Source organism: Streptosporangium sp. NPDC020072 (assembly GCF_040631445.1).
Classification (GTDB): Bacteria; Actinomycetota; Actinomycetes; order Streptosporangiales; family Streptosporangiaceae; genus Streptosporangium.
This window is the reverse complement of the sequence record NZ_JBEYAB010000006.1, coordinates 443671-462494: the sequence shown is the minus strand read 5'-3', so window position 1 is coordinate 462494 and position 18824 is coordinate 443671. Positions and strand designations below refer to the sequence as shown.

Here is an 18824-nt window from a genome sequence, read left to right as displayed (position 1 = left end):
GGCGCTACTAGGGAGTCGCGCCCGGTGTGGAGGTCACGCGCTCCAGCTTGGTCCAGCCCGTCCAGCCTCGCTGCTTCAGCAGTTCGATCAGCCGGCGCGCCGGCGGCACAGTGGCGAACGCCAGCGTGTCCATCAGCTTGATGAGCGGCAGCTCGATATCGATGTCGTCGACATAGTCCTCGCCCCGCTCGTCGGCCATACGCGTGAGATAGGCGGCCAGCTTGTCGGCCAGCTCGATCAGCCGCGGATCGTCGTCGGCCCGGTCAAGGGCCTGGCCCAGGATGAGATAGAAGTCGACCAGCCGCGGATCGTCGAGCTGCCTCCGCTTGCGTGCCATCCACTCCGGGACTCGCTCGGGTGAGTGCGCGGCCAGCGGGATCCAGCCATCACGCTCGGCCTGAACGATCCGCTCGTCGACCCCGAGCGCCCGCATCCGGTCGAGATACTCGACCACTTCCGGGGGCAGGACCAGGCTGTCCCCGGAGGCGAGCCGGGCGATTCGCTCTCGGTGCCGCCGCCTCTCCCGGATCTCCGCCTGCAGCCGCCTGTCGATGTCCGCGACCGCCGCGGCGAACTCCTCCTGCCCGGCCCGTAGCAGCTCCCGCACCCGCGCCAGCGGAACCCCGGCCTCGGCGAGGGTCCGGATCTTGATCAGTTCGATCACGGCGCCGGCGTCGTATCTGCGGTAACCGGAGTTATCCCGTTCAGGCTCCGGCAGCAGCCCCTTGGCGTGGTAGTGCCGCACCGCACGCACCGTCACCCCCGCGTACGACGCCAGCTCGCCGATGGTCACCATCAGACCAGTCTCCAGGAACCGCTCAAGAGATCGCCCGACCGGATGAGACTGGTGCATCAAGAATGATCTGCGCGATGTGCGGGGCATGGGTGAAGACCAGCTGGTGATCGGTGTCGAGCCAGCTGGTGGCAATGTGCGGATGCTCGCGGACAAGCCGCTCGACGCCGGCACGCCAGTTCTGGTTGAACCGAGGCGCAGGCCCTTCGCCGCTGTCGCCGGCCATCGAGGTCGACATGATCATGCTGATGGGCCGGTCGATGTTCCTGTACCGGTCGAGGATCTCGGACCGGATCACGTCGATCTCGAAGTTCAGGTCGAGAATCTCCTGGGCGCTGAGCAGCACCTGACGCGCGGTGCCCCGTTCGACCTCCTGCTGAGTCGCCAGGTCCTCCCACATGGCGCGGAACGCAGGCAGGGCTGCCTCGGTGATGAACGGTTCGGGCACCGGGTTCGCCCCGTCGATGAGAACAAGCTCGGCGACGGTGTCAGGATGCTCGGAGGCATAGTGCACGGCCAGGTCGGCGCCCAGCGAGTAGCCCACCAGTACGGGCGCTGCTAGGAGGCCGAGGTTTCCCAGCTCCGCCATCACCGCGACGAGATCATTGAGGAAGTCCTCGAAGGAGTACCGGTCGGCGGCCGAGGCGAGGCCATGCCCCCGCAGGTCGAAGGTCACCACGTCGTGATCGCGTCTCAGCAGCTCGATCAGCTCGCGCAGGTGGGCCTGGGTCGAGCTTAGGCCAGGGCACAGGACCAGCGGTCGTCCCTGACCGCCGCGAGACACCGGGATTGTGACGCCGTCGTGGTGGATCGTGAAGCGCCGGATCGTCCTGTCGCCTCTCTCCGCCCGCCCTCCATCATTGTTGTGCTCGTCGTACAGCTCGGCGACCTCGATCGCCTTGGTTTCCGTGGTCATGCCACCATGCTGAAAGCTTGACCCTGCGTCAGGGTCAAGCGGCGTGGCAACATGACGCCCATACATCCGCGATCACCGGCTCGGCTCCTGCCGCAGCCCGCCAAGCCGCCGCCGACTTCCTTGGCTCCGAAACCGCGGTCCTCTTCAAAGCGCTTGTCGGCTATGCCCGGGTCTCTACCTGTGCTCAACGGCTGGACCGGCAGACCCACGCGCTCGAAGCCGCCAGATGCATCCGCATCTTCGCCGACAAGCTGAGCGGCAAGAAACACCGACCGCGAAAAGCTCACCAAGGCCCTGGACCACCTGCGGTCCGGCGACACCCTGGTCGTTCCCTCACTCGACCGGTTCGCCCGCTCCCTGGCCGACCTCATCACGATTGTCACCGAGCCGCGCCGCCTTCCAGTCCCTGAAGGAAGCCCTCAACTCCACCACCCCCGGCGGCCGCCTCGTCTTCCACGTCTTCGCCGCGCTCGCCGAAGTCATCCGCGAGCTCATCGTGGAAGGCACCCATGAGGGTCTGGCCGCCGCCAAGGCTCGCGGCGTCCGACTCGGCCGCCCGCCCACGATGACCCCGAGCAGGTCCGGAACGCCCGCGCCTTGCTCACCCAGCCCGACGCCACCGTCTCCTCGATCGCCCGGCTGCTGAACGTCAGCCGCTCCACGATCTACAAGTACGTGCCCGAACTCGCCACGGGCCGCCCCGCCGCCGAACGGCCAACGGTGCGAGCCGAGTTGGAAGCGGGACATCGATTCCCCAGATCAGCGCCTACTCGGCGGCTAGTGGCGCATTGGTTGACGGCGCCCCGCCTGGGCGGTCCGGCGATCGGGCAGGATCGCCGCCCCTGATCATCGCCGGAAGTTCACATGATCCTGATCCTTTGGACGCTGGCCCCGCCCGGGTGGTTCGGGAAGGTGAAGCTGGTCCACGGATCGATCCCGCCCTCGGGCTGCCACCTTCCGTCCCCGTACCACTGGACACGGTTGTTGCCGGTCCAGACTCAGGACGTTGGTTCCACGACGTCCTCTGTGGTCAGCTGCTGGGGGAAGGTGTCGAGCGGCCCCGGCGGCTGCTTGAGCGTGACACGGTAGTGGCTGCCGAATGTCCGGTTGATCGGCGGTTCCCCGCTCAAGGCGGCGTACGGCCGCTCGTGGTCGTGTACGTACAACCGACCTTCCCGGTCACGTTTGGTGGCATGGGCGGCGTCTGTGCCCACACCGTGGTAGACGCGACCGCCGACGTCCCTCGGGGGGCGGCGCGGTGTTTCGGTACCCCCCACCGGTGGCTGTTCATTGGGATCTCAGGGCTCCCGGACGAGCGGCCATGCGTGGCGTCAACGTGCGAACTTTTCGATGGCCGCCGGGGTGACGGGGGTGAAGAAGTTGACGAGGTTGCCGTCGGGATCGCGGAACAGCAGCGACCGGTTGCCCCAGGGCATCGTGGTGGGCTCAGTGACGAAGTCGGTGACGAAGCCGGTCAGGTTCTGGTGAACACGGTCCACGTCGTCGACGAGGAACTCGGTGATCACGCTGTGATTGTCCGCTGGGCGAGCAGAGCCCAGGGCGAACAGCGGAACGGTGCGGGTGCCGGCGATCGCGAGGGTGGCGGTGGGGGTCTTGAGTTCGGCGAAGTCCTCGGTGGCCCACATCGCCGGCACCTCGGTGGCTCGCTCGTAGAACTCGACGAGGCGTGCGACGTCGCCGGTGATGATGCGGATCGAGACGAAGTCCATGGGATCTCCTTGGCTGTGCTGGAGTCGTGCACTCCGCAGGCTAGGAGAAATAGTGGACAGAATCGGTCCTGTATTCGCATTAGGCTGAGAGCATGCCTCGACCCACCGGCCGCGTGCTGACACTCCTGGAGCTGTTGCAGTCGGGCGGCACCCGGACGGTGGCCGAACTCGCCGACCGGCTCGGCGTTGATGGGCGCACCGTGCGGCGGTATGTGGACCAGCTGATCGACCTGGACGTGCCCGTGGAGTCGGTGCGCGGCCGCTACGGCGGGTACCGGCTCGCCCCCGGGTGCCGTCTGCCTCCGCTCATGCTCAGCGACGACGAGGCGCTGGCCGTACTGCTCGGCTTGGTCGCCGGCCTCCGCACCGGGCTGACGACGACGGAGCGCACAGCAAGCGAGACGGCATCGGCCAAGATCCGGCGGGTCCTGCCCACGCACGTCGCCCGCCGGCTCGACACACTCCTGGAGGCTCTCGCCTTCACGGATCAGCCCGGTGACTTCGACACCCCGGACGCCGGGGTCCTGCTGACCATCGCCGACGCGGTGCGCCACCGCCGACCGGTCTCGATCCGATACACCGATCGCGACGGACGGCGCAGCGAACGCGCGCTGCACGCGTACGGGATCGTCGCCCATTCGGGCCGATGGTACGTCACGGGCAAGGACGCCCGGATCGGTGAGGACCGAACCTTCAGGCTCGATCGCATCGTGGACGCGAGGACCCTGCCCGGCTCGTTCGAAGCGCCCGTGGGGCCCGGTCCTGCACAACGTGTGTTGTCAGGGTTCGCCACGGCTGAGTACCGGTATGCGGTGACCTTGCGGATCCACGGGACAGTTGAGCAGATCCGCGCCCACCTTCCCGCCGGCGTGGCGCGCCTGGAGGAGTACGAGCCCGGGGCAGGCCAGGATCGGGCGACCGAGCGCTGGCTACGTGTCGAGCTGCGGGCGGAGCGGCTGGACTGGTTGCCTCCGGTACTCGCTTCACTCGACCGGCCGTTCGTCATCGAGCGCCCCGATGAACTGCGCGACCTCGTCATCGGGCTCGCCGATCGCCTCGCCTCCCACGCCCGCCAAGCCTGACAGCGAGGAACCGGTGTCATGAGATGGCGCATCAGTCATCGATACGCACGTTGACGGTTCGGGCCGCGACCGGTCGCCGGCCGAACGAAGCAGCCGGGGCGTGACGGCACCGACGCGGGCCGTGACTTACAGGGGTCTTTCCCCTTCGTCTTAGGGTCGCGCATCCAGTAGCGCGTCACGACGCCGAAGTTCCCGCCTCGTCGCCCGTGTGCGCCCACCACAGGTCATGGTTGGGGTCGGACGGGCTCCTCGTGGCGACCACCGTTCGCGCCCGCCCCGAACGATCCACCACCACGGCCTCCACGGCGTGCAGGTAGTCGACCACCGAGCCCAGACGGCGCGAGTGCCGGCCGTAGCCGCCGCCGGCGATGTGGCCGCCGGCCGCCACCCGCCGCACCGGCCTCCGGGGATCGTCACCCCCCAGCCCAGGTGCAGCGTCCGGTACACCTGCATGAACATCGTGCCCGCCTCGATCGCGAACGCGCCGTCCTTCTCCACCTGCTGGGCCGAGTCGACCACGTGGAAGTACTCCGGTCTGGTGTCGAACCGCTGGTTCGTCCGGCGCACGGCTAGATCCTCATAACGTGGGTCATTCGGGGCTATACGGACCGGCCCCAGTTGCTGGGCCCACGTCTTCAACGGCATGCCGAGGCCCAGCGCCGTCGTTCCGCCGAGATTGCCGCTCCGCCCACGAATCCGCGGCGGGTCACCTCACTCATGATCAGCCCCTCCTGCTCGCAACCGAAATCCGTGTGATGGCAACGCTAGAAGCGTGATCGCTGAACGGAGAATCGCCTTGGCACCCGTCTGAGATGGGAGACAGCCCCAGTGAGCCGTCTTCCGGTCGCCGTGCAGGAGCGGCTCCAGTTGCGCGCGTCGCACCGCCCGCTCCTCGACGGCCGGGGTGAGGTGCTCGTCGAAGGATCTGTCCCCGAGCGCCTGGTCGATCTGTCTGGGGCAGCCGAGCCTGCCGCCGCTCAACAGCGCATCGACCGGCTGATCATTTCCCTGCCAGGGCCGTGCCGTTCGTCGTCGGCCCGAATCGGTCCCCGGGCGCCGTCGGCGGGCATTCGATGATCGCCGGGAGCGATACCTGGCCTCGCCCTATAAGGCGTTGTCCAGCGTCAGGGCGAGCTCGGCGATCCGCCACCTACCGCCGGATCGTCGCAGGCCGAACGTGTAGCCCCCGGTCGAGATCATCTGGACGCTCTCGCCGGTGTTCCTCGTCTGCAGCAGATAGGCCCGCACCTCGGCGGTGGCGGCGTCCGTCGTCGTGACCACGACGTCACCCAGGTGGTGCCGCACCCTTCCGGTCTGGGCCGTATGCCCGTCACGGATGAAGTCGAGCACCGCCGCGCGTCCGGCGACCGGGCCGAGCACCCCCTGTCCGGGCATCGTGAAGGTCCAGGTGGTGTCCTCGGTCAGGACCGCTTCCAGTTCGGCCGCATTCAGCTCGTCCAGGGCATGGGCGTAGCGCGCCACCGCCTGCTGGAGGTCGGCGATCACGGGAACACCGTCAGCACGATCTTGCCCTGGATGTGGCCCTGCGCGGCTCGTGTGTGTGCGCTGCCCGCTTCGGAAAGCGGGTAGGTGCTGTCCACCCCGACCTGGAGCTTGCCCTCGTCGAACAGGCGTCCGATCTCGGCGAGCTGGGGGCCGTTGGAACGCACCTGGATGTTCGAGACAGTGATGCCAAGACGCGCCGTCTCTTCCGGATCGTACTGGGCGAAGAACACCGGAAGCATGGTGCCGCCGCGCTTGAGCACGGTCAGGAAACGTGAACTGTCCGGGCCGCCGACGGTGTCGATCACCAAGTCGACGCCGCTGACCACGTCCGCGACCCGCGTCGTGGTGTAGTCGATGAACTCATCGGCGCCGAGCTTGCGCAGGAACTGCTCGTGCCGTCCCGAGGCCACCGCGACGACGTGTGCCCCCTTCCACTTCGCCAACTGCACCGCGAAATGACCCACTCCCCCAGCGGCCCCGTTGACCAGCACGGTCATCCCTGGCGTGATCGCCACCGGCTGGTGCACCTGGCCGGTGAAGGGAGACGGCACGTCGTGGCCGAGCTCGACCAGGTACTGCCAGGCCGTCAGCAGGGCCATCGGCGCACCGGCCGCCTCAACGTAGTCGATACCGGCCGGCTTGTGAGCCAGGTCGGAAGCCGGAGCGGCCACGTACTCGGCGTACGTCCGGCCGCCGAATCCCGGGAACCGCAGCATGCCGAAGACCTCGTCACCGACGGCGAACCCGGACACGTCCGGAGCGACCGCCTGAACCACGCCCGACATGTCCGTTCCGGGGATGAGAGGGAACTCCAGCACCGGCCTCATCTCGGCCGGCATGACCTTCATCCCCTCACGCAGGTACCAGTCCGGCGGGTTGATGCCCGCCGCGTGCACCCGGACGAGCACCTCGCCCGGGCCGATCTCAGGAACCGGCACCTCGTCGTACCGCAGAACTTCCGGCCCGCCCGCCTCGTGGAACTGGATCGCCTTCATCGCGCCTGTCGCTTTCTCAGGGAAACGTTGCTCCTTCAGTCAAGGCCCTGGACGGCATGGCCGTCCAAGACCCCTTCGGCAACCGGTCATTCCGAAACAGCATGACGCGTACCCTGTGACGGTGAACGATCTCGGGCAGGATCTGGAACTGCGGCTGGTGCGCTACTTCACCGTGGTGGCGGCGCACCAGCACTTCGGCCGGGCCGCCGCCGATCTGCACGTAGCCCAGCCGGCGCTGAGCCGCCAGATTCAGCGTCTTGAGAGATATCTCGGCACACGACTACTGGACCGCACCTCCCAGGGCACCCGGCTCACTCCGGCCGGCCAGACATTCCTCCCCCGGGCCCACGCCCTGCTGCAGGCCGCCCGCCAGGCCGAACTGGCCGTGCGTGAACAAGCCCAGACCGAACGAATCACCATCGGTTACGTCGAAGACCTGGTGATCACCACCACCGTACGGGAACTGCGCCACCGTCACCCGGACGCCGAGATCGCCACCCGGCATCTGAGCTGCCGCGACGTCGGCGCACTGTCCGACAGGCGCGTCGACGCCCTGATCGCGCGGACCCCGTTGCCGCTCGCCGCCGACGACGTATTCACCACCCCGCTGTACGAGGAGCCCCGGATGCTCGTGGTCCCCCGCGGCCATCCCTTGGCCGACCGCGCGTCGGTGACCGCGGAAGAACTGGCCGAGGAAGAGACGGCGCCGTGCGCGTTCGAGACCGCGGACTGGACGTCCTACCGGATCCTCGGGGCCGGCGTGCCGCCGATCGAGAGCTACGAGGACAAGCTCGAACTCGTCGCCGGTGGCAGGGCGATCGCCGTCCTACCGGTCGGCGATCGGCGCAGTTCACTGCGTCCCGACCTCGTCACCGTCCCGATCGAGGGTGCTCCCCCCAGCCAGGTTGTCCTGGTCAGCCGCAAGGGCGACCCGAATCCAATGATCAAGAATCTCCGGCTGGCCGCGAAGGCCGTCCTGGCCGCCCCGCCATCCTGACCGGACCAGGCCGGGCGATGGCCGTGGGCGGCAGGTCTATCACGGCCTCCGAGCGCAGGCCCGCCGGTCACGGTGTTCATCGACGCGGCCGGGTCCGAACAGGTAGGGCACCTCCCACGCCAGCCGAGTGAGATCCGCCCGGGCGCCACCGCAGGGCCAAGGCGACGCCGCGCCCGCCGAAGAAGGAGCCAGACGCCTCGGCGGGCAACTGGCGCGGCCCTGGTGCTGCTCCGGGGTCGGGGAACAGCGGGACAGCCATTAGCGGTACCGGTCGGCAACCAGGACAGACCGGACAGAACAAACGTTCTGTCCGGTAAGACCTCACGCTGAGCTACTTTGGGGCTGGTGACACCGACCGGAGCGCCGGGCCCTTAACGGCACCCCAACCTGAGGCAGGTCTCGCCGATCATGACGTGTTCATTCAGATGCCTCATGATCGACGAGACGGCGAGGAGTTGACCAGATCCGACCGATTGACCACCCGCGACCGCTTGCCCCCTTACCCGCAGCTAAGTGCGACGAGCCAAAATAGGGGGCACTTGCAGGTCAGCGTGTGCCTGCCCCGTGGGTAGCGGCCTTCGCCGCTCCACCCGTAGCCGGTTCCTCCCCCAGCACTTTCCGCCAGTCCACAGTCGGCGGAGCGGCGAATAGGCGCTCTGCAAGATCTACAATCACCTTGGCCAAGCGAGGGTCTCCACACTCCACGTCCTCACTCACGTCGTGCGGAAGAGGATCGACATATCGGAAAATGTTGACCTTGCTACCCTGTGCAGTCACAAAAGCGGGGAGCTCGTCCGCCGCCGCTCCGTTGAGGGTGAAGAAAGCATGCCGGACCAGGTTGGGGCCAAATTCCAAGGCACGCTTGATTCGGCGGTGCCGTGGGCCACCGGGGACTCCGTACGCGATCCACATGCGAGGGACTACGTACAGCAGGATGCTGAGAGCATCGAGCAGCTTTACGATCTTGCCGGGAACTTCGGGGAGGGCTGCCAGCCACTCCTGCCGTCGCTCTTCTCGCTCAACCGGATGAACGATGAGATGAGCACTCAGCCCGATGACCTTGCGTGCCAGCCATGGTGCCAGCTCCCCGAACTCGGTCACTAGTAACGGCACCAGGATGGCCATCAGGATCCACACGAGCACGTCCATCACCGCAGGCCTCCCATGCTGCGTATCTCCAGCCGAGGCAAGAGTTGGTGTCGCGCCTTGATCGGGTGGGCTGCGAGAACTTCCGCCGCCCATACGCGCCCTTGGGGCGTCAGTTCGTAGAACCGTCGAGGCGGGCGACCTTCGACGGGGTTGTGGTCCTCCCAATGGCTTGTGGCATGTCCTGCCTCCTGGAAACGGTTGAGCACGTTGTAGGCGCTGCCCGCCGCCAGGCCGGCACGCCGGGCGACGTCGAAACCGTGCACGCTCTGGTCCGCCTCCATCAGTACCCGTAGTACTGCCAACGTCGGTTTGGTGATTCTCTGTATGCTCCGCATGCTCTTATCTTGAATATGACAGGTAGGCGCAGTCAAGTTCCGAAACGAGGGATCCGCCCCTGATGGGGTGCCACCGGAATACGGCGGAGACGGGCCGCTTCGGGACGCTGACCGGACAGAACCTTCGGTCTGTCCCCTATCGATCGCGGCGAAGCCGCAGGCCAGTGCGTTGCCCCTTGACCCGGTCTTGATTCGGTCCCAGCACGTCGGACCTTGTCCACAGCCGAAAACGCAGTCTGGAGGCCGACCCTCCGCCGCAGGCCAGACCCTTGTTACTCCCAGGTACCGCTAATGGCTGTCCCGCTGTTCCTCGACCCCGTGCTCGGCTACGCCACCGCCGCCCGCTCCTCGGAACTGGCCGCGCTGAACATCGGCGACGTCGCCGAGACCGCCGAGGGGCTGGTGGTCACCGTCTACCGGCGCAAGATCAAGAAGTACACCGAGACGGCCGTGCCGTACGGGTCCAACCCGGCCACCTGCCCGGTGCGAGCCACCCGCACCCTGGTCACCGCGCTCGCCGAGCACGACCGCACCAGCCCGTTGCTGGTGCGCATCGACCGGCACGACGGCTGGGCGGATGCTCCCGCGCCCTGCTGGGGTATCTGGAAGATGCCGATCAATGGACCGACAATCCGGTGGTGGGGCTGTAGATGAGTGACGAACCGGACCTGTACGCCGCCCTGGCGACGATCGCCGCGGCGGCGCGGGCCGCCTACGCCGACGGCTCGAACCTGCGGGTCCGGTCGTCAGGCATCGTGCACGAGGTCGCCATGACGAAGTGGTTCGCCGACGAACGCATGCCCGGCCCGGCCTGCATGGTCGGCGTCAGCGGCTGGGACCCCGGCGCGGCCCACCCCGACCGCGGGCCGGTCACCTGCCGCCGATGCCTGAAACTCACCAGCGCCGAGCCGGGCAGCGAGCAGTTGACGCTGTTCGGCACCGACGAGCAGGACGCGTCCGCAGACGGCGGGGGCGGGGCGGCGGAGGCCACAGCTTGATCCGCTGGTTACAGGCAGGGTCGCCCGGTCAAGCCTTCTCGTCTGGCGCGTCAACCGGTCCGGGCTCGTCAACCGCGTCTGCGACCAGATAATCCTCGCCATCGGACGTCACCTCCAGGCGCCATCCATCCGGCCACACGTGACCGTTTACGGGAGCAGCCGTCGCGTCGAAGAATTCGACGCCTTGGGGAAAGGCCGCCATGTGGAACACGGCAACGTCGGTGAAGCCCAGTACGAGCAAGACAGCGCGGCCCGGTGCGAGTAAGACGACCCGCCCGGGCACCAGGTAAGGGTTGGGGCGTACAGGTGTCCCAGGCCGGCGTCGTAGCCCCAGGTGCTGTAGTGATCCCAGCCCGGCATGGTGAACGCCTGGATGGCACCGATTGGCGCATCGGCGGGCTGCGCCGGGGCGGTGGGGGCGCGGTCGCTGTGTTCGAGCACGTCCATCCGGACCGTGTTCTTCATCGTGCACGGCAGGTGCCGAAACTCTTGGGCGCTCATCTTCACCTCGACGGCAAACCTCGGGATGTCGGCGTCGCGCAACTCCAGTCCCATCACCGGCCGCTCCTGGTTCCAGGTGTTGGTGCGTTCGACCAGCAGCAACACGCGTTCGACGGTCGGATCGGCGAGCTGGAGTCCCTGAACGTAGGCGATGGCGTGTTTGCTCACGTGCCCTTCCCTTCGGCCGGCGGACAAACAGGTGGCGCAAAGCGGCCTTCTCGGTGTCGAGATGCGCCTACGACACCACCCCAACAGCAAACGCCCGCTGCCGACCGCGCAGAGGGGTTTTCCTGAGTTTCGCAGCGCTTTACGCACGGGCGCGCGAGCCCCTACCGGCCGACCGGCGTCTGCAGGGTGAGCAGCCCCTCGTCGAAGGCGAGCCGGAGCGCAGATCCCTGCGGATTGGCGTTCCGTGAGGCGTTTCAGTGAGAATGCGGGAATGGATCTTGCGCCCGATCTCTGCGCGCGCGGCAGGAGACAACCACTCGCGCAAAGCCGCGTGTCCGGCGCGCCGGAAGGTGGTGGCGATGGCTGAGTTGATCGATCTGGTGTACACCACTGCCGGCGGCATCGTGGGCGCCGCGGTGACCACGTATCTGTCGCGTAACCATGAGCGGCGCCATCTGCGCGCCGAAGTGCAGCAGCGGCTGCAGCGCGTCGCCGCGGTACGGGCCGGCGTCCGCGACATCGCACCGAGGGGGGCTGGGAACGGGCGAGGGGGTCGGTACGTGGCGGGCAAACGCCTGCTCGTCTCAGACCACTTCAGGCTGTCGGTGCTCCTTGAGGACGGCATGGACGCCGAACGCGCGCTGCGCGAAGCACTCGATGGCCTCGTCGTGAGCGCGCTGTCGGCAGGTGTGCCCCGCAGAGTTCTGGATTTCGCGGGCGGCGGTGAGGAACAGGCGTTCCAGGGCGAGGTCTTACGCCTCATCGACTCTCGCCTCGGCGGCGCCCTGGATGAGGCGAGCCTTGATGCGCTTGTCACTGCTGGCGATGACTACCTGGAGGCGACCACCCAGCTGCTCCTGCAGGCGCTCTGGCACCCATGGCGGAGCCGGCTGCGCATGCGCGCCCGGTTGCGCGCCCTGCGCGCTCAGGCAAAGGCCCTGCACCGGCGTCAGCAGGCTGCCATGGCCATCCTGGCCGGGCCCGAGCACACCCGCGCTCTCGACCAGGCTCTCACGCTCAGCCCTGACCGGGCTTGAGCCCACGACGGTCCCGGTCGCCTGCGGCCGCCGATGCGGTGCGGGCACCGCACGAGGGACTTGCCCGCGGGCGGCACCGACGGCTTGCCTGTGTCCCCGGGCCGGGGCGAGCGCAGGAACGGCGGCGAACGGATGCGGCTACCGGTGAACCGGCGCCTGCACGGTGAGCAGGGCTTCATCGAAGGTGAGCTGGAACAGCTCCTCCAGCCGCACCGTCACCCAATCCTCGCCCGCCGGTGCGGCGCTGGTCTCGGCGTCGACGGCCGTCTCCAGCAGTCCCTGCAGCAGGGCGTGCGCGTGGCCGAGCGGATACCTGTTCACCCCTGCCCTGCGCGTCGTCTTGGTCCACCGGCGCGGCAACTGGAGCATCCCGTCCCGGACTGCTTGCTCCTGGGCGGCCATACCGCCCAGCAACGCTGGCCTTCCTCATCCAGCAGCGCGTCGGCGACCACCGCATCACCCTGGTCGACGCCGCCGCCGTGGCGCGGTTCCCACACATGAAGAACGCGACCGACTGACCACGACGACGATCGGCCTCGGCCAGGAACCAGAGAACCTGGTCGGGGCCGCGTCGACTCCGGCACTCGTCAAGCCGTAGCGTGATCGACCCCTCGTTAAGACCGTGTCCTATGTGGTGAGTCGGACGTTCATCTGCATCTGGGCCGAACGGGCAACCGCGACTGTCATTTCAGGGTGGAGCGCACGGATCCCCTGACCCGCTCGCCGGTGGCGAACAGGCGCGGTCTTCCGAACCGCGCCTGACATGGTGGGGTGGTGAATTGGAACACGCGAGCGCTCGATGTGCTGGCGGTGGGTGAACCCACCCCGCTGATCGACTTGCCGATATCGGCGCCCGGGATCAGGCTGCTGCTGAAGGACGAGTCCGCGCAACCGACGGGGAGCCTGCGGTACCGGCACGCCAGGGCGCTGTTCCGCCGGGCCGTGCTCGACGGTTCGGTCACCGAGGGCGTGACCGTGGTGGAGGCGACCGGCGGCAACGCGGCCGTGGCCCAGGCGTGGTTCGCGCGGCGGCTCGGGCTGCCGTACATCGTGGTCATGCCGGGCGAGCGCAGCCAGGCGCGGGCGCGGGCGGTGGAGGAACTGGGCGGGGAATGCCGATTCGTGACGCCGCCGCCGGCGATCTACGAGGCCGCCCGGGAGATCGACGGGCACTTCCTGGACCAGTTCGGGCGGGCCGCGCCGCACGACCTGGCGGAGGAGCTGTTCGGACAGGTGCGGCCGGACTGGGTGGTGACGGGTGCGAGCACCGGAGCGACCTCGGCCACCCTCGGCCAATGGATCCGGGCCCACGGTGCGGACTGCCGGGTCGCGGTGGCGGATCCCGAGAATTCGGCCTACTTCCCAGGATGGACCCTCGACGTGCCCGACTACGGCACCGGGATGCCCTCGCGGATCGAGGGCATCGGACGCCCACGCGTCGAGCCCGGCTTCCGGCCCGACCTCGTGGACCTGGTCGTCCCCGTGCCCGACGCGGCCGGTCTGGCGGCGGCCCGGCACATCCGCGAGGTGACCGGGCTGCCGGTTGGCGCCTCCTCGGGCACCGCGTTGTGGGCGGCGCTGGAACTGGTGGAGCGCATGCGGGCCAGGGGCGAGACCGGCACGGTGGTGTCGCTGATCGGCGACGCGGCCGATCGGCATCTGGCGACCTGTCATGACGACGGGTGGGCCGCCGGGAAAGGGCTGGACGTCGGACAGCACATGGGCACCCTGAGGCGGCGCACCAGCTTGTGACGCCTCGACGTACGGGGTCTACGGCCTCGCGTAGCCACCGGCGTCGCCCCGGGTACCTGCTGTGACCGGAGGTGCGAGCTGAACTTGACCGATCGGCCTTGCGCCTGCCGAAGTTCCTCCGCACTCCGCCCAACTGATCAACCGGACGCCTCACGGCGTACGCCGAAATCCAGGTGCCCGACGAGTTGGCGATCCGGCACTCTGCCCGCTATGACCTTGAGAACGACGACCGAACCCCCCGCAGGCGTGCTCGCAGCCTTCCGTCTGGCGGGAGCACCCCGCCCGCTTGCTGGTGGCCAGGGGCAGAGCTTCCGCGTCGGGAACGCGGTCTTGAAGCCGGTGGACACCACGGAGGAGGCCGAATGGTGCGCAGAGGTGTTCGCGGGCCTGGCTTCCTCGTCTGAGTTTCGAGTTCCCCGGCCCTGTCGTGCAGATGACGGAAGCTACGTCGTAGCCGGGTGGGCGGCCTTCGAGTTCGTGGACGGCCAAGCGGGGCCGGCCGGCGAGTGGGCGACGCTGATAACCGCCGGCAGGGCCTTTCACCGGGCCTTGCGTCATCTGCCCCGGCCCGGCCTGCTTGACCGGCGCCAGCATCCCTGGGCGGTAGCCGACCGCATCGCGTGGGGCGAGATCAGTTCGGTGACATCGGCTCACACCAACGGGCTGCTGGCGACGTTGCAGGATCTCCAGCGTCCCGTGGACGCGCCCAGCCAACTCGTGCACGGGGACCTTACGGGGAATGTGCTGTTGATGTCCGGGCGACCGCCTGCTGTGATCGACTTCTCGCCGTATTGGCGGCCGGCTGGGTATGCCGAGGCCATCGTCGTCGCCGACGGCCTCCTCTATCACCGTGCGGAGCCTGAACTCGTCGACAGGGTGCTTCCCGGCCGCGATGGGCTCCAGATGCTTGTCAGGGCTCTGACCTTCCGGTTGGCCACCGCGGCCCTCTTCGAAGGCCCGAGCGGGACGCTCCCTCAAGAGGAATTGGCACGCTTCGCACGTGTGACCCGCCTGGTGGCGGAACGGATTCACACAGATCATCACTTCGGCATCGGCCTTCGGGAGCCTGAGTACAGAAATCAGCGGTAGAGGCTGCCACCTGCGGAAACGTGTGATCATGACCAGACGGAACGTTAACTCTGTCCGGTCTTTCAAATCACATCCGTCCAGGTCAATGCTCTGGGACGTCCGAACGCCATGATTCGGCCACTGCCCCACCCTGGTCGTCCACAGCCGTAACCACTCCGGCGGCCACCCGCAGCCCGGGCCCTCTGACCAGCTCGGACGCTCTACTTTGCGTCTGGTGACACCGATCCGAGCGCCGGGCCTGGACGGGTGAGTCCGCGCCGGGGGAACCGACGGGGTACGGCCCGTCTCGGCGACCGCCCCGGGCGCCGGGGCCGAGTACGAGACCTGGCCCGGAGAAGTGTCCGCCCGGCATCCTGTGGCCGTCCGCGGAGGGAGAGAACGGCGTGCCCGGGACTCCGCACATCCGAGTCCCGGGCACGCCGTTTTCAGGGGGCTCAGCCGACGGCGTAGGCGCGGGTGATCGTCTGCGTGACGCCATCGCCGGCGGAGTCTGTCACCGTGGCGCGCAGCGAGACGAATCCCGGCGTGCCGGGGTTCGTCAGAAGGGCCGTCCACCCCGCCCGGGAGGGGATCGCGGGAACCGGACGCCAGGTCGCGCCGTCGTCGAAGGACGCCTCCAGCTTGATCGACCTCACCTCGGCCCCGGGAGCTCCGGGGTTCCTCTCGACCCAGACGGGCAACCGGGTCAGCGACCGCGGCCTGGCCCGGTTGAGGTCGTCGAGGCCGGCCGGCGCGTAGCGTACGGCCATCAGGGGCAGCGGTCGCGGCGTGGCCGTACCGGCCGAGTGGAAGGTCCAGACCGCGTCCACCGCGGTGGACAGCGTCGCGTTCGGCACCTGCCTGCGTGCCGCGGCGGTGAGGGTGTAGGCGGCGGCGTCCGGGGGGAGCTTCGCCGTCAGGCAGTTCCTCACCCGAACCGCGCAGTCCGCCAGGTCGGCCCTGGCGACCACCTTGGTGTCCCGGGTCAGGGTGACGTCGCCGGTGATGGAGGCGTCGGTGCCGGTCCGCCCGGCCACGCCGTCGGTGAACAGACCGCCGGGGAAGAAGGTCAGCTCATCGCCCGTCCGGGCGCCGCCGGAGGTCGCGAACGCGGGACCGGTCACCGCGGGATTCCACAGCTCGCGGTGAGGTCCGCCCGCCGGGTACCGGTCGGTGCCCGTCGTCGAGAGGGTGCCGGACCGCAACTGAGAGTCCCAGACGAACCCGGGGGTGCGGTAGTGGGTCATGGTGCCGGGCAGGTTGACGTCACGCGTCGGATACACGATCGATGAGCCGGACTCGGGGAAGAGGGGGCCCAGGGCGATCTCTCCCTTGGCGGCCACACCGGACGCCCGGTAGGTCGCGGTCACCTTGACGAGGTCACTCGTGCGCGCGGTGTAGGAGGGATCGTCCGGGATGCCGCCGGTGCGATGGTCGACGAGGTCGTAGCGGTACGGACTGGGAACGGTGTCCTTCCTGTGCCATACGGTCCTGGTCCTGTAGCTCAGTCCGGCCTGGCGGCTCGGAAGCACGAAGAAGGACCGGTTGGGGTCGGCCCAGGCGATCCACGCGAAGTTCCAGGACCCGTTGGCCAGGGCGAACTCCAGGACCTGGTCGGGTACGGCGGTCGGCTCGTCCAGCGAGAACCGGACCTGCTTGCCCTGGCGCGCGTCCAGTGCGATCCGCCGGTCGCCGTCGACCTTCACCGGCACGTGCGCGGTCGTGATCGCGATCGTGGACTCGGTCACCACCTCCGCGTAGAGATTCCACTCCCCTTCGGGTAGCCGGACCTTGGCCGCCCCGTCCCTGAAGGGCAGATACTCCTGGGCGCCGGTCTTGAGGTTGTACATGTGCCCCTGGACGACGGCGGAGCCGCCGTCGAGACCGGTCGCGGTGATGGTCACGTCGTGGGACTTCGGCTCCACGTACGCGCCCGCCAGGGTGCGCAGGACGGTGCCGCCCGATGTGGCCGTGATGATTCCGGGGTAGTCTCCCGGCGCCTTCCCCTCGGCGTCGATTGTGAGGGTGAGCGAGGACTCTCCTCCGGCGGGCACCTCAAGCCGCTGGACCGGCAGCTTCAGTACGTCGACGTCGGTGGTGAGGTCCAGGGTGACCGGGACGTCGCCGGAGTTGGCGTAGGTGAGGGTCCTGGTCGTCTTCCGGCTGCCGGACTCCTGCCAGGGGAAGACCACCCAGAGATCGGCCGATGGCGACACGACCGGCTGCGCCAGCGCGCGGACCAGGTCCACCCGCCCGGTGCCCTGCTCATACGGCGTGGCGCCCGCGGTGGGCGCGGCAGTGCCGGTCAGCGCCGCCTTGAGCCGTTCGCCGTTCCAGTCGGGGTGGCGCTGGGCGAGGATCGCGGCGGCCCCCGCCACGTGCGGGGCGGCCATTGAGGTGCCGCTGTGCGCGGCGTAGGGGCCCTCGGCGGTGCCCTCGGCCGCCGCGGCCACGATGTCGACGCCGGGGGCGGTGAGGTCCGGCTTGATCGCGTGGTCGCCCACCCGGGGGCCGCGGCTGGAGAACTCGGCGATCTGGTCCGCCCGATCGACGGCCCCGACGGTCAGGGCCGCCTCAGCACTGCCCGGGCTGCTCACCTTGCCGAGCCTGCCTTCGTTCCCCGCGGACATGACGAACAGCGCGCCGGTCCGGGCCGACAGCGTGTTCACCGCCTGCTCCAGGACGTCGATGTCCGGTGTGTCCTGCCCGCCGATGCTCACGTTGATGATCTTGGCCTTGACCTCGGAGGCGGCCCATTCCATGCCCGCCAGCAGGGCGGAGTCGGTCACCCCGTTCTCGTCCCCCACCTTTCCGAGGGCGATCTTGGCATCCGGCGCCACACCCCGGTACTTCTCGCCCGCCCCCGCGATGATCGAGGCGACGTGCGTGCCGTGGCCCTCGCCGTCTCGCATGTCGGGGGCGTCGCTGAAGTTCCGCGCCTGGGTGACCACGCCCTTCAGGTCCGGATGGTCGGTGTCGTAGCCGCTGTCGAGTACGGCCACCGTGACGCCCTTGCCGGTCAGGCCCTGCTTCCACGCCTCCGGGGCGCCGATCTGCTTGACGCTCCGGTCAAGGCTGAACGAGCGGCGGCCGTCGAGCCAGAGTCTGGTCCTGCCCGCGGCCAGGGCCCGGGGGCCGCCGATCAGGTCCTTCCAGGTCTCGCCGGCGTGTGCCTTGGGGAGGCGCAGGGCCGTCATGCCGAGATCGGCCAGCTGCCTGGTCTGCCGCGCGGCTCGCGGGGCGGGCGCGAGTCCCTGGGCCGACTGCGCGATCACCGGGATGTCGGCCCTGTCCGCGTCGCCGTACCGCCATTCAAGAAGCTGGGTGACGTCGAACAGCCGTTCGTCCAGCACTCCCTCGGCCACCAGCGGCATCGCGTCTGAGGGGAGGACGAAGAGATGGCCGCCGCGGCGCTGTACGGCGTAGCGCACCTTCCTGCCGAGCCCCGGCTCCACCCGGTGACTCCTGCCGGTCACGACGACGCGGTCGCCGGTCACCAGGGTCACGCTGCCGGTCTGCTGTGCCGTCCCCCGCGTCTCCTGTGTCGTCCGCCCTTCTCCTACGACGTTCTCCCCTTGGGGAACGGGATCCTGGACAACCGTGACGCCGACCGCCACGGTCAGAATCGCGGCCATCAAGCCACTGCCCAAGCTCATGCGCACCTCTCGATTCAAAGGAAATGGATCATCCGCTTCCCTTGGGCAGTTGGCCGCATTTGGTTACAGGCCCCCCGGCCGCCGCCGAGCACGTCCGCACCCGGCGCGCCCACGGCGCCGGATCCCGTGGTGGGACAGGGG

21 protein-coding genes and 1 pseudogene are annotated in these 18824 nt (G+C 68.7%); 10 read left to right on the top strand and 12 right to left on the bottom strand.

Features of this window, described 5'->3' with window-relative positions; genetic code table 11:
* Nucleotides 1-7: 7 nt before the first annotated feature.
* Both ABZ470_RS17260 and ABZ470_RS17255 read right to left on the bottom strand, forming a co-directional pair.
* Nucleotides 8-796: a MerR family transcriptional regulator gene (locus tag ABZ470_RS17260; protein ID WP_362912064.1), complete on the bottom strand. Its 789-nt coding sequence runs from the start codon at nt 794-796 to the stop codon at nt 8-10.
* 22 nt (nt 797-818) lie between these two features.
* Nucleotides 819-1709, bottom strand: coding sequence for an alpha/beta fold hydrolase (locus ABZ470_RS17255; protein ID WP_362912062.1), 891 nt, complete (start codon nt 1707-1709; stop codon nt 819-821).
* A gap of 17 nt (nt 1710-1726) precedes the next feature.
* On the opposite strand from ABZ470_RS17255, the pseudogene ABZ470_RS17250 reads away from it, so the two are divergent.
* Both ABZ470_RS17250 and ABZ470_RS17245 read left to right on the top strand, forming a co-directional pair.
* Nucleotides 1727-2355 (top strand): annotated as a pseudogene (locus ABZ470_RS17250) (recombinase family protein).
* Nucleotides 2307-2555, top strand: a complete 249-nt coding sequence (locus ABZ470_RS17245; protein WP_362912060.1) for a helix-turn-helix domain-containing protein — start codon at nt 2307-2309, stop codon at nt 2553-2555. Before ABZ470_RS17250 ends, ABZ470_RS17245 begins: the two are co-directional and overlap by 49 nt.
* A gap of 152 nt (nt 2556-2707) precedes the next feature.
* Here ABZ470_RS17245 and ABZ470_RS17240 read toward each other — a convergent pair whose 3' ends face one another.
* The gene (locus ABZ470_RS17240) at nt 2708-2875 is read right to left on the bottom strand and encodes a hypothetical protein (RefSeq protein ID WP_362912058.1); all 168 of its coding nucleotides are present in this window, start codon (nt 2873-2875) and stop codon (nt 2708-2710) included.
* Nucleotides 2876-3040: 165 nt separating this feature from the next.
* Nucleotides 3041-3439 carry a VOC family protein gene (locus ABZ470_RS17235; protein WP_352013481.1) on the bottom strand — a complete coding sequence of 133 codons (399 nt, stop codon included), beginning with the start codon at nt 3437-3439 and terminating at the stop codon, nt 3041-3043.
* A 92-nt stretch (nt 3440-3531) separates the two neighbouring features.
* On the opposite strand from ABZ470_RS17235, the gene ABZ470_RS17230 reads away from it, so the two are divergent.
* Nucleotides 3532-4521: a YafY family protein gene (locus ABZ470_RS17230; RefSeq protein ID WP_362912056.1), complete on the top strand. Its 990-nt coding sequence runs from the start codon at nt 3532-3534 to the stop codon at nt 4519-4521.
* Nucleotides 4522-4696: 175 nt separating this feature from the next.
* On the opposite strand, the gene ABZ470_RS17225 is transcribed toward ABZ470_RS17230, so the two are convergent.
* Nucleotides 4697-4918, bottom strand: coding sequence for a hypothetical protein (locus tag ABZ470_RS17225; RefSeq protein ID WP_362912054.1), 222 nt, complete (start codon nt 4916-4918; stop codon nt 4697-4699).
* A 54-nt stretch (nt 4919-4972) separates the two neighbouring features.
* On the opposite strand from ABZ470_RS17225, the gene ABZ470_RS17220 reads away from it, so the two are divergent.
* Nucleotides 4973-5104: a hypothetical protein gene (locus tag ABZ470_RS17220; protein WP_362912052.1), complete on the top strand. Its 132-nt coding sequence runs from the start codon at nt 4973-4975 to the stop codon at nt 5102-5104.
* Nucleotides 5105-5625: 521 nt separating this feature from the next.
* Here the strand turns inward: ABZ470_RS17220 and ABZ470_RS17215 are convergent.
* On the bottom strand, nt 5626-6027 hold the full coding sequence (locus tag ABZ470_RS17215) for a nuclear transport factor 2 family protein (RefSeq protein ID WP_362912050.1): 402 nt from the start codon (nt 6025-6027) through the stop codon (nt 5626-5628).
* Complete coding sequence (locus ABZ470_RS17210) at nt 6024-7022, bottom strand: NADP-dependent oxidoreductase (RefSeq protein WP_362912048.1); 999 nt, start codon at nt 7020-7022, stop codon at nt 6024-6026. The genes ABZ470_RS17215 and ABZ470_RS17210 overlap by 4 nt, the downstream gene beginning before the upstream one ends.
* A gap of 121 nt (nt 7023-7143) precedes the next feature.
* Between ABZ470_RS17210 and ABZ470_RS17205 the strand changes: the two genes are divergently transcribed.
* Nucleotides 7144-8019: a LysR family transcriptional regulator gene (locus ABZ470_RS17205; RefSeq protein WP_362912046.1), complete on the top strand. Its 876-nt coding sequence runs from the start codon at nt 7144-7146 to the stop codon at nt 8017-8019.
* 546 nt (nt 8020-8565) lie between these two features.
* Here the strand turns inward: ABZ470_RS17205 and ABZ470_RS17200 are convergent.
* A complete protein-coding gene (locus ABZ470_RS17200; RefSeq protein ID WP_362912044.1) occupies nt 8566-9168 on the bottom strand; it encodes a hypothetical protein in 603 nt (200 codons plus the stop codon).
* On the bottom strand, nt 9168-9503 hold the full coding sequence (locus ABZ470_RS17195; protein WP_362912042.1) for a helix-turn-helix transcriptional regulator: 336 nt from the start codon (nt 9501-9503) through the stop codon (nt 9168-9170). The genes ABZ470_RS17200 and ABZ470_RS17195 overlap by 1 nt, the downstream gene beginning before the upstream one ends.
* A 291-nt stretch (nt 9504-9794) precedes the next feature.
* On the opposite strand from ABZ470_RS17195, the gene ABZ470_RS17190 reads away from it, so the two are divergent.
* The gene (locus ABZ470_RS17190) at nt 9795-10157 is read left to right on the top strand and encodes a hypothetical protein (protein ID WP_362912040.1); all 363 of its coding nucleotides are present in this window, start codon (nt 9795-9797) and stop codon (nt 10155-10157) included.
* Complete coding sequence (locus ABZ470_RS17185; protein ID WP_362912038.1) at nt 10154-10501, top strand: hypothetical protein; 348 nt, start codon at nt 10154-10156, stop codon at nt 10499-10501. Before ABZ470_RS17190 ends, ABZ470_RS17185 begins: the two co-directional genes overlap by 4 nt.
* A 147-nt stretch (nt 10502-10648) precedes the next feature.
* Here the strand turns inward: ABZ470_RS17185 and ABZ470_RS17180 are convergent, their stop codons facing one another.
* Nucleotides 10649-11170, bottom strand: a complete 522-nt coding sequence (locus ABZ470_RS17180) for a hypothetical protein (protein ID WP_362912036.1) — start codon at nt 11168-11170, stop codon at nt 10649-10651.
* Nucleotides 11171-11529: 359 nt separating this feature from the next.
* On the opposite strand from ABZ470_RS17180, the gene ABZ470_RS17175 reads away from it, so the two are divergent.
* Nucleotides 11530-12207 (top strand): hypothetical protein, encoded by a 678-nt coding sequence (locus ABZ470_RS17175; RefSeq protein WP_352013472.1) that lies wholly within the window; start codon nt 11530-11532, stop codon nt 12205-12207.
* Between the two features lie 138 nt (nt 12208-12345).
* Here ABZ470_RS17175 and ABZ470_RS17170 read toward each other — a convergent pair whose 3' ends face one another.
* Nucleotides 12346-12621 (bottom strand): hypothetical protein, encoded by a 276-nt coding sequence (locus ABZ470_RS17170; RefSeq protein ID WP_362912034.1) that lies wholly within the window; start codon nt 12619-12621, stop codon nt 12346-12348.
* Nucleotides 12622-13017: 396 nt separating this feature from the next.
* On the opposite strand from ABZ470_RS17170, the gene ABZ470_RS17165 reads away from it, so the two are divergent.
* Nucleotides 13018-13959, top strand: coding sequence for a pyridoxal-phosphate dependent enzyme (locus ABZ470_RS17165; protein ID WP_362912032.1), 942 nt, complete (start codon nt 13018-13020; stop codon nt 13957-13959).
* Nucleotides 13960-14169: 210 nt separating this feature from the next.
* The gene (locus tag ABZ470_RS17160) at nt 14170-15048 is read left to right on the top strand and encodes a TIGR02569 family protein (protein WP_362912030.1); all 879 of its coding nucleotides are present in this window, start codon (nt 14170-14172) and stop codon (nt 15046-15048) included.
* Between the two features lie 434 nt (nt 15049-15482).
* Here ABZ470_RS17160 and ABZ470_RS17155 read toward each other — a convergent pair whose 3' ends face one another.
* Complete coding sequence (locus ABZ470_RS17155) at nt 15483-18662, bottom strand: S8 family serine peptidase (RefSeq protein ID WP_362912028.1); 3180 nt, start codon at nt 18660-18662, stop codon at nt 15483-15485.
* Nucleotides 18663-18824 lie beyond the last annotated feature (162 nt).

Coding starts and splice junctions, on each gene's coding strand:
- ABZ470_RS17260 (WP_362912064.1), bottom strand. CDS start 796: ATGGTGACCATCGGCGAGCTGGCGTCGTACGCGGGGGTGACGGTGCGT.
- ABZ470_RS17255 (WP_362912062.1), bottom strand. CDS start 1,709: ATGACCACGGAAACCAAGGCGATCGAGGTCGCCGAGCTGTACGACGAG.
- ABZ470_RS17235 (WP_352013481.1), bottom strand. CDS start 3,439: ATGGACTTCGTCTCGATCCGCATCATCACCGGCGACGTCGCACGCCTC.
- ABZ470_RS17230 (WP_362912056.1), top strand. CDS start 3,532: ATGCCTCGACCCACCGGCCGCGTGCTGACACTCCTGGAGCTGTTGCAG.
- ABZ470_RS17220 (WP_362912052.1), top strand. CDS start 4,973: ATGAACATCGTGCCCGCCTCGATCGCGAACGCGCCGTCCTTCTCCACC.
- ABZ470_RS17210 (WP_362912048.1), bottom strand. CDS start 7,022: ATGAAGGCGATCCAGTTCCACGAGGCGGGCGGGCCGGAAGTTCTGCGG.
- ABZ470_RS17200 (WP_362912044.1), bottom strand. CDS start 9,168: ATGGACGTGCTCGTGTGGATCCTGATGGCCATCCTGGTGCCGTTACTA.
- ABZ470_RS17195 (WP_362912042.1), bottom strand. CDS start 9,503: ATGCGGAGCATACAGAGAATCACCAAACCGACGTTGGCAGTACTACGG.
- ABZ470_RS17190 (WP_362912040.1), top strand. CDS start 9,795: ATGGCTGTCCCGCTGTTCCTCGACCCCGTGCTCGGCTACGCCACCGCC.
- ABZ470_RS17185 (WP_362912038.1), top strand. CDS start 10,154: ATGAGTGACGAACCGGACCTGTACGCCGCCCTGGCGACGATCGCCGCG.
- ABZ470_RS17175 (WP_352013472.1), top strand. CDS start 11,530: ATGGCTGAGTTGATCGATCTGGTGTACACCACTGCCGGCGGCATCGTG.
- ABZ470_RS17160 (WP_362912030.1), top strand. CDS start 14,170: ATGACCTTGAGAACGACGACCGAACCCCCCGCAGGCGTGCTCGCAGCC.
- ABZ470_RS17155 (WP_362912028.1), bottom strand. CDS start 18,662: ATGGCCGCGATTCTGACCGTGGCGGTCGGCGTCACGGTTGTCCAGGAT.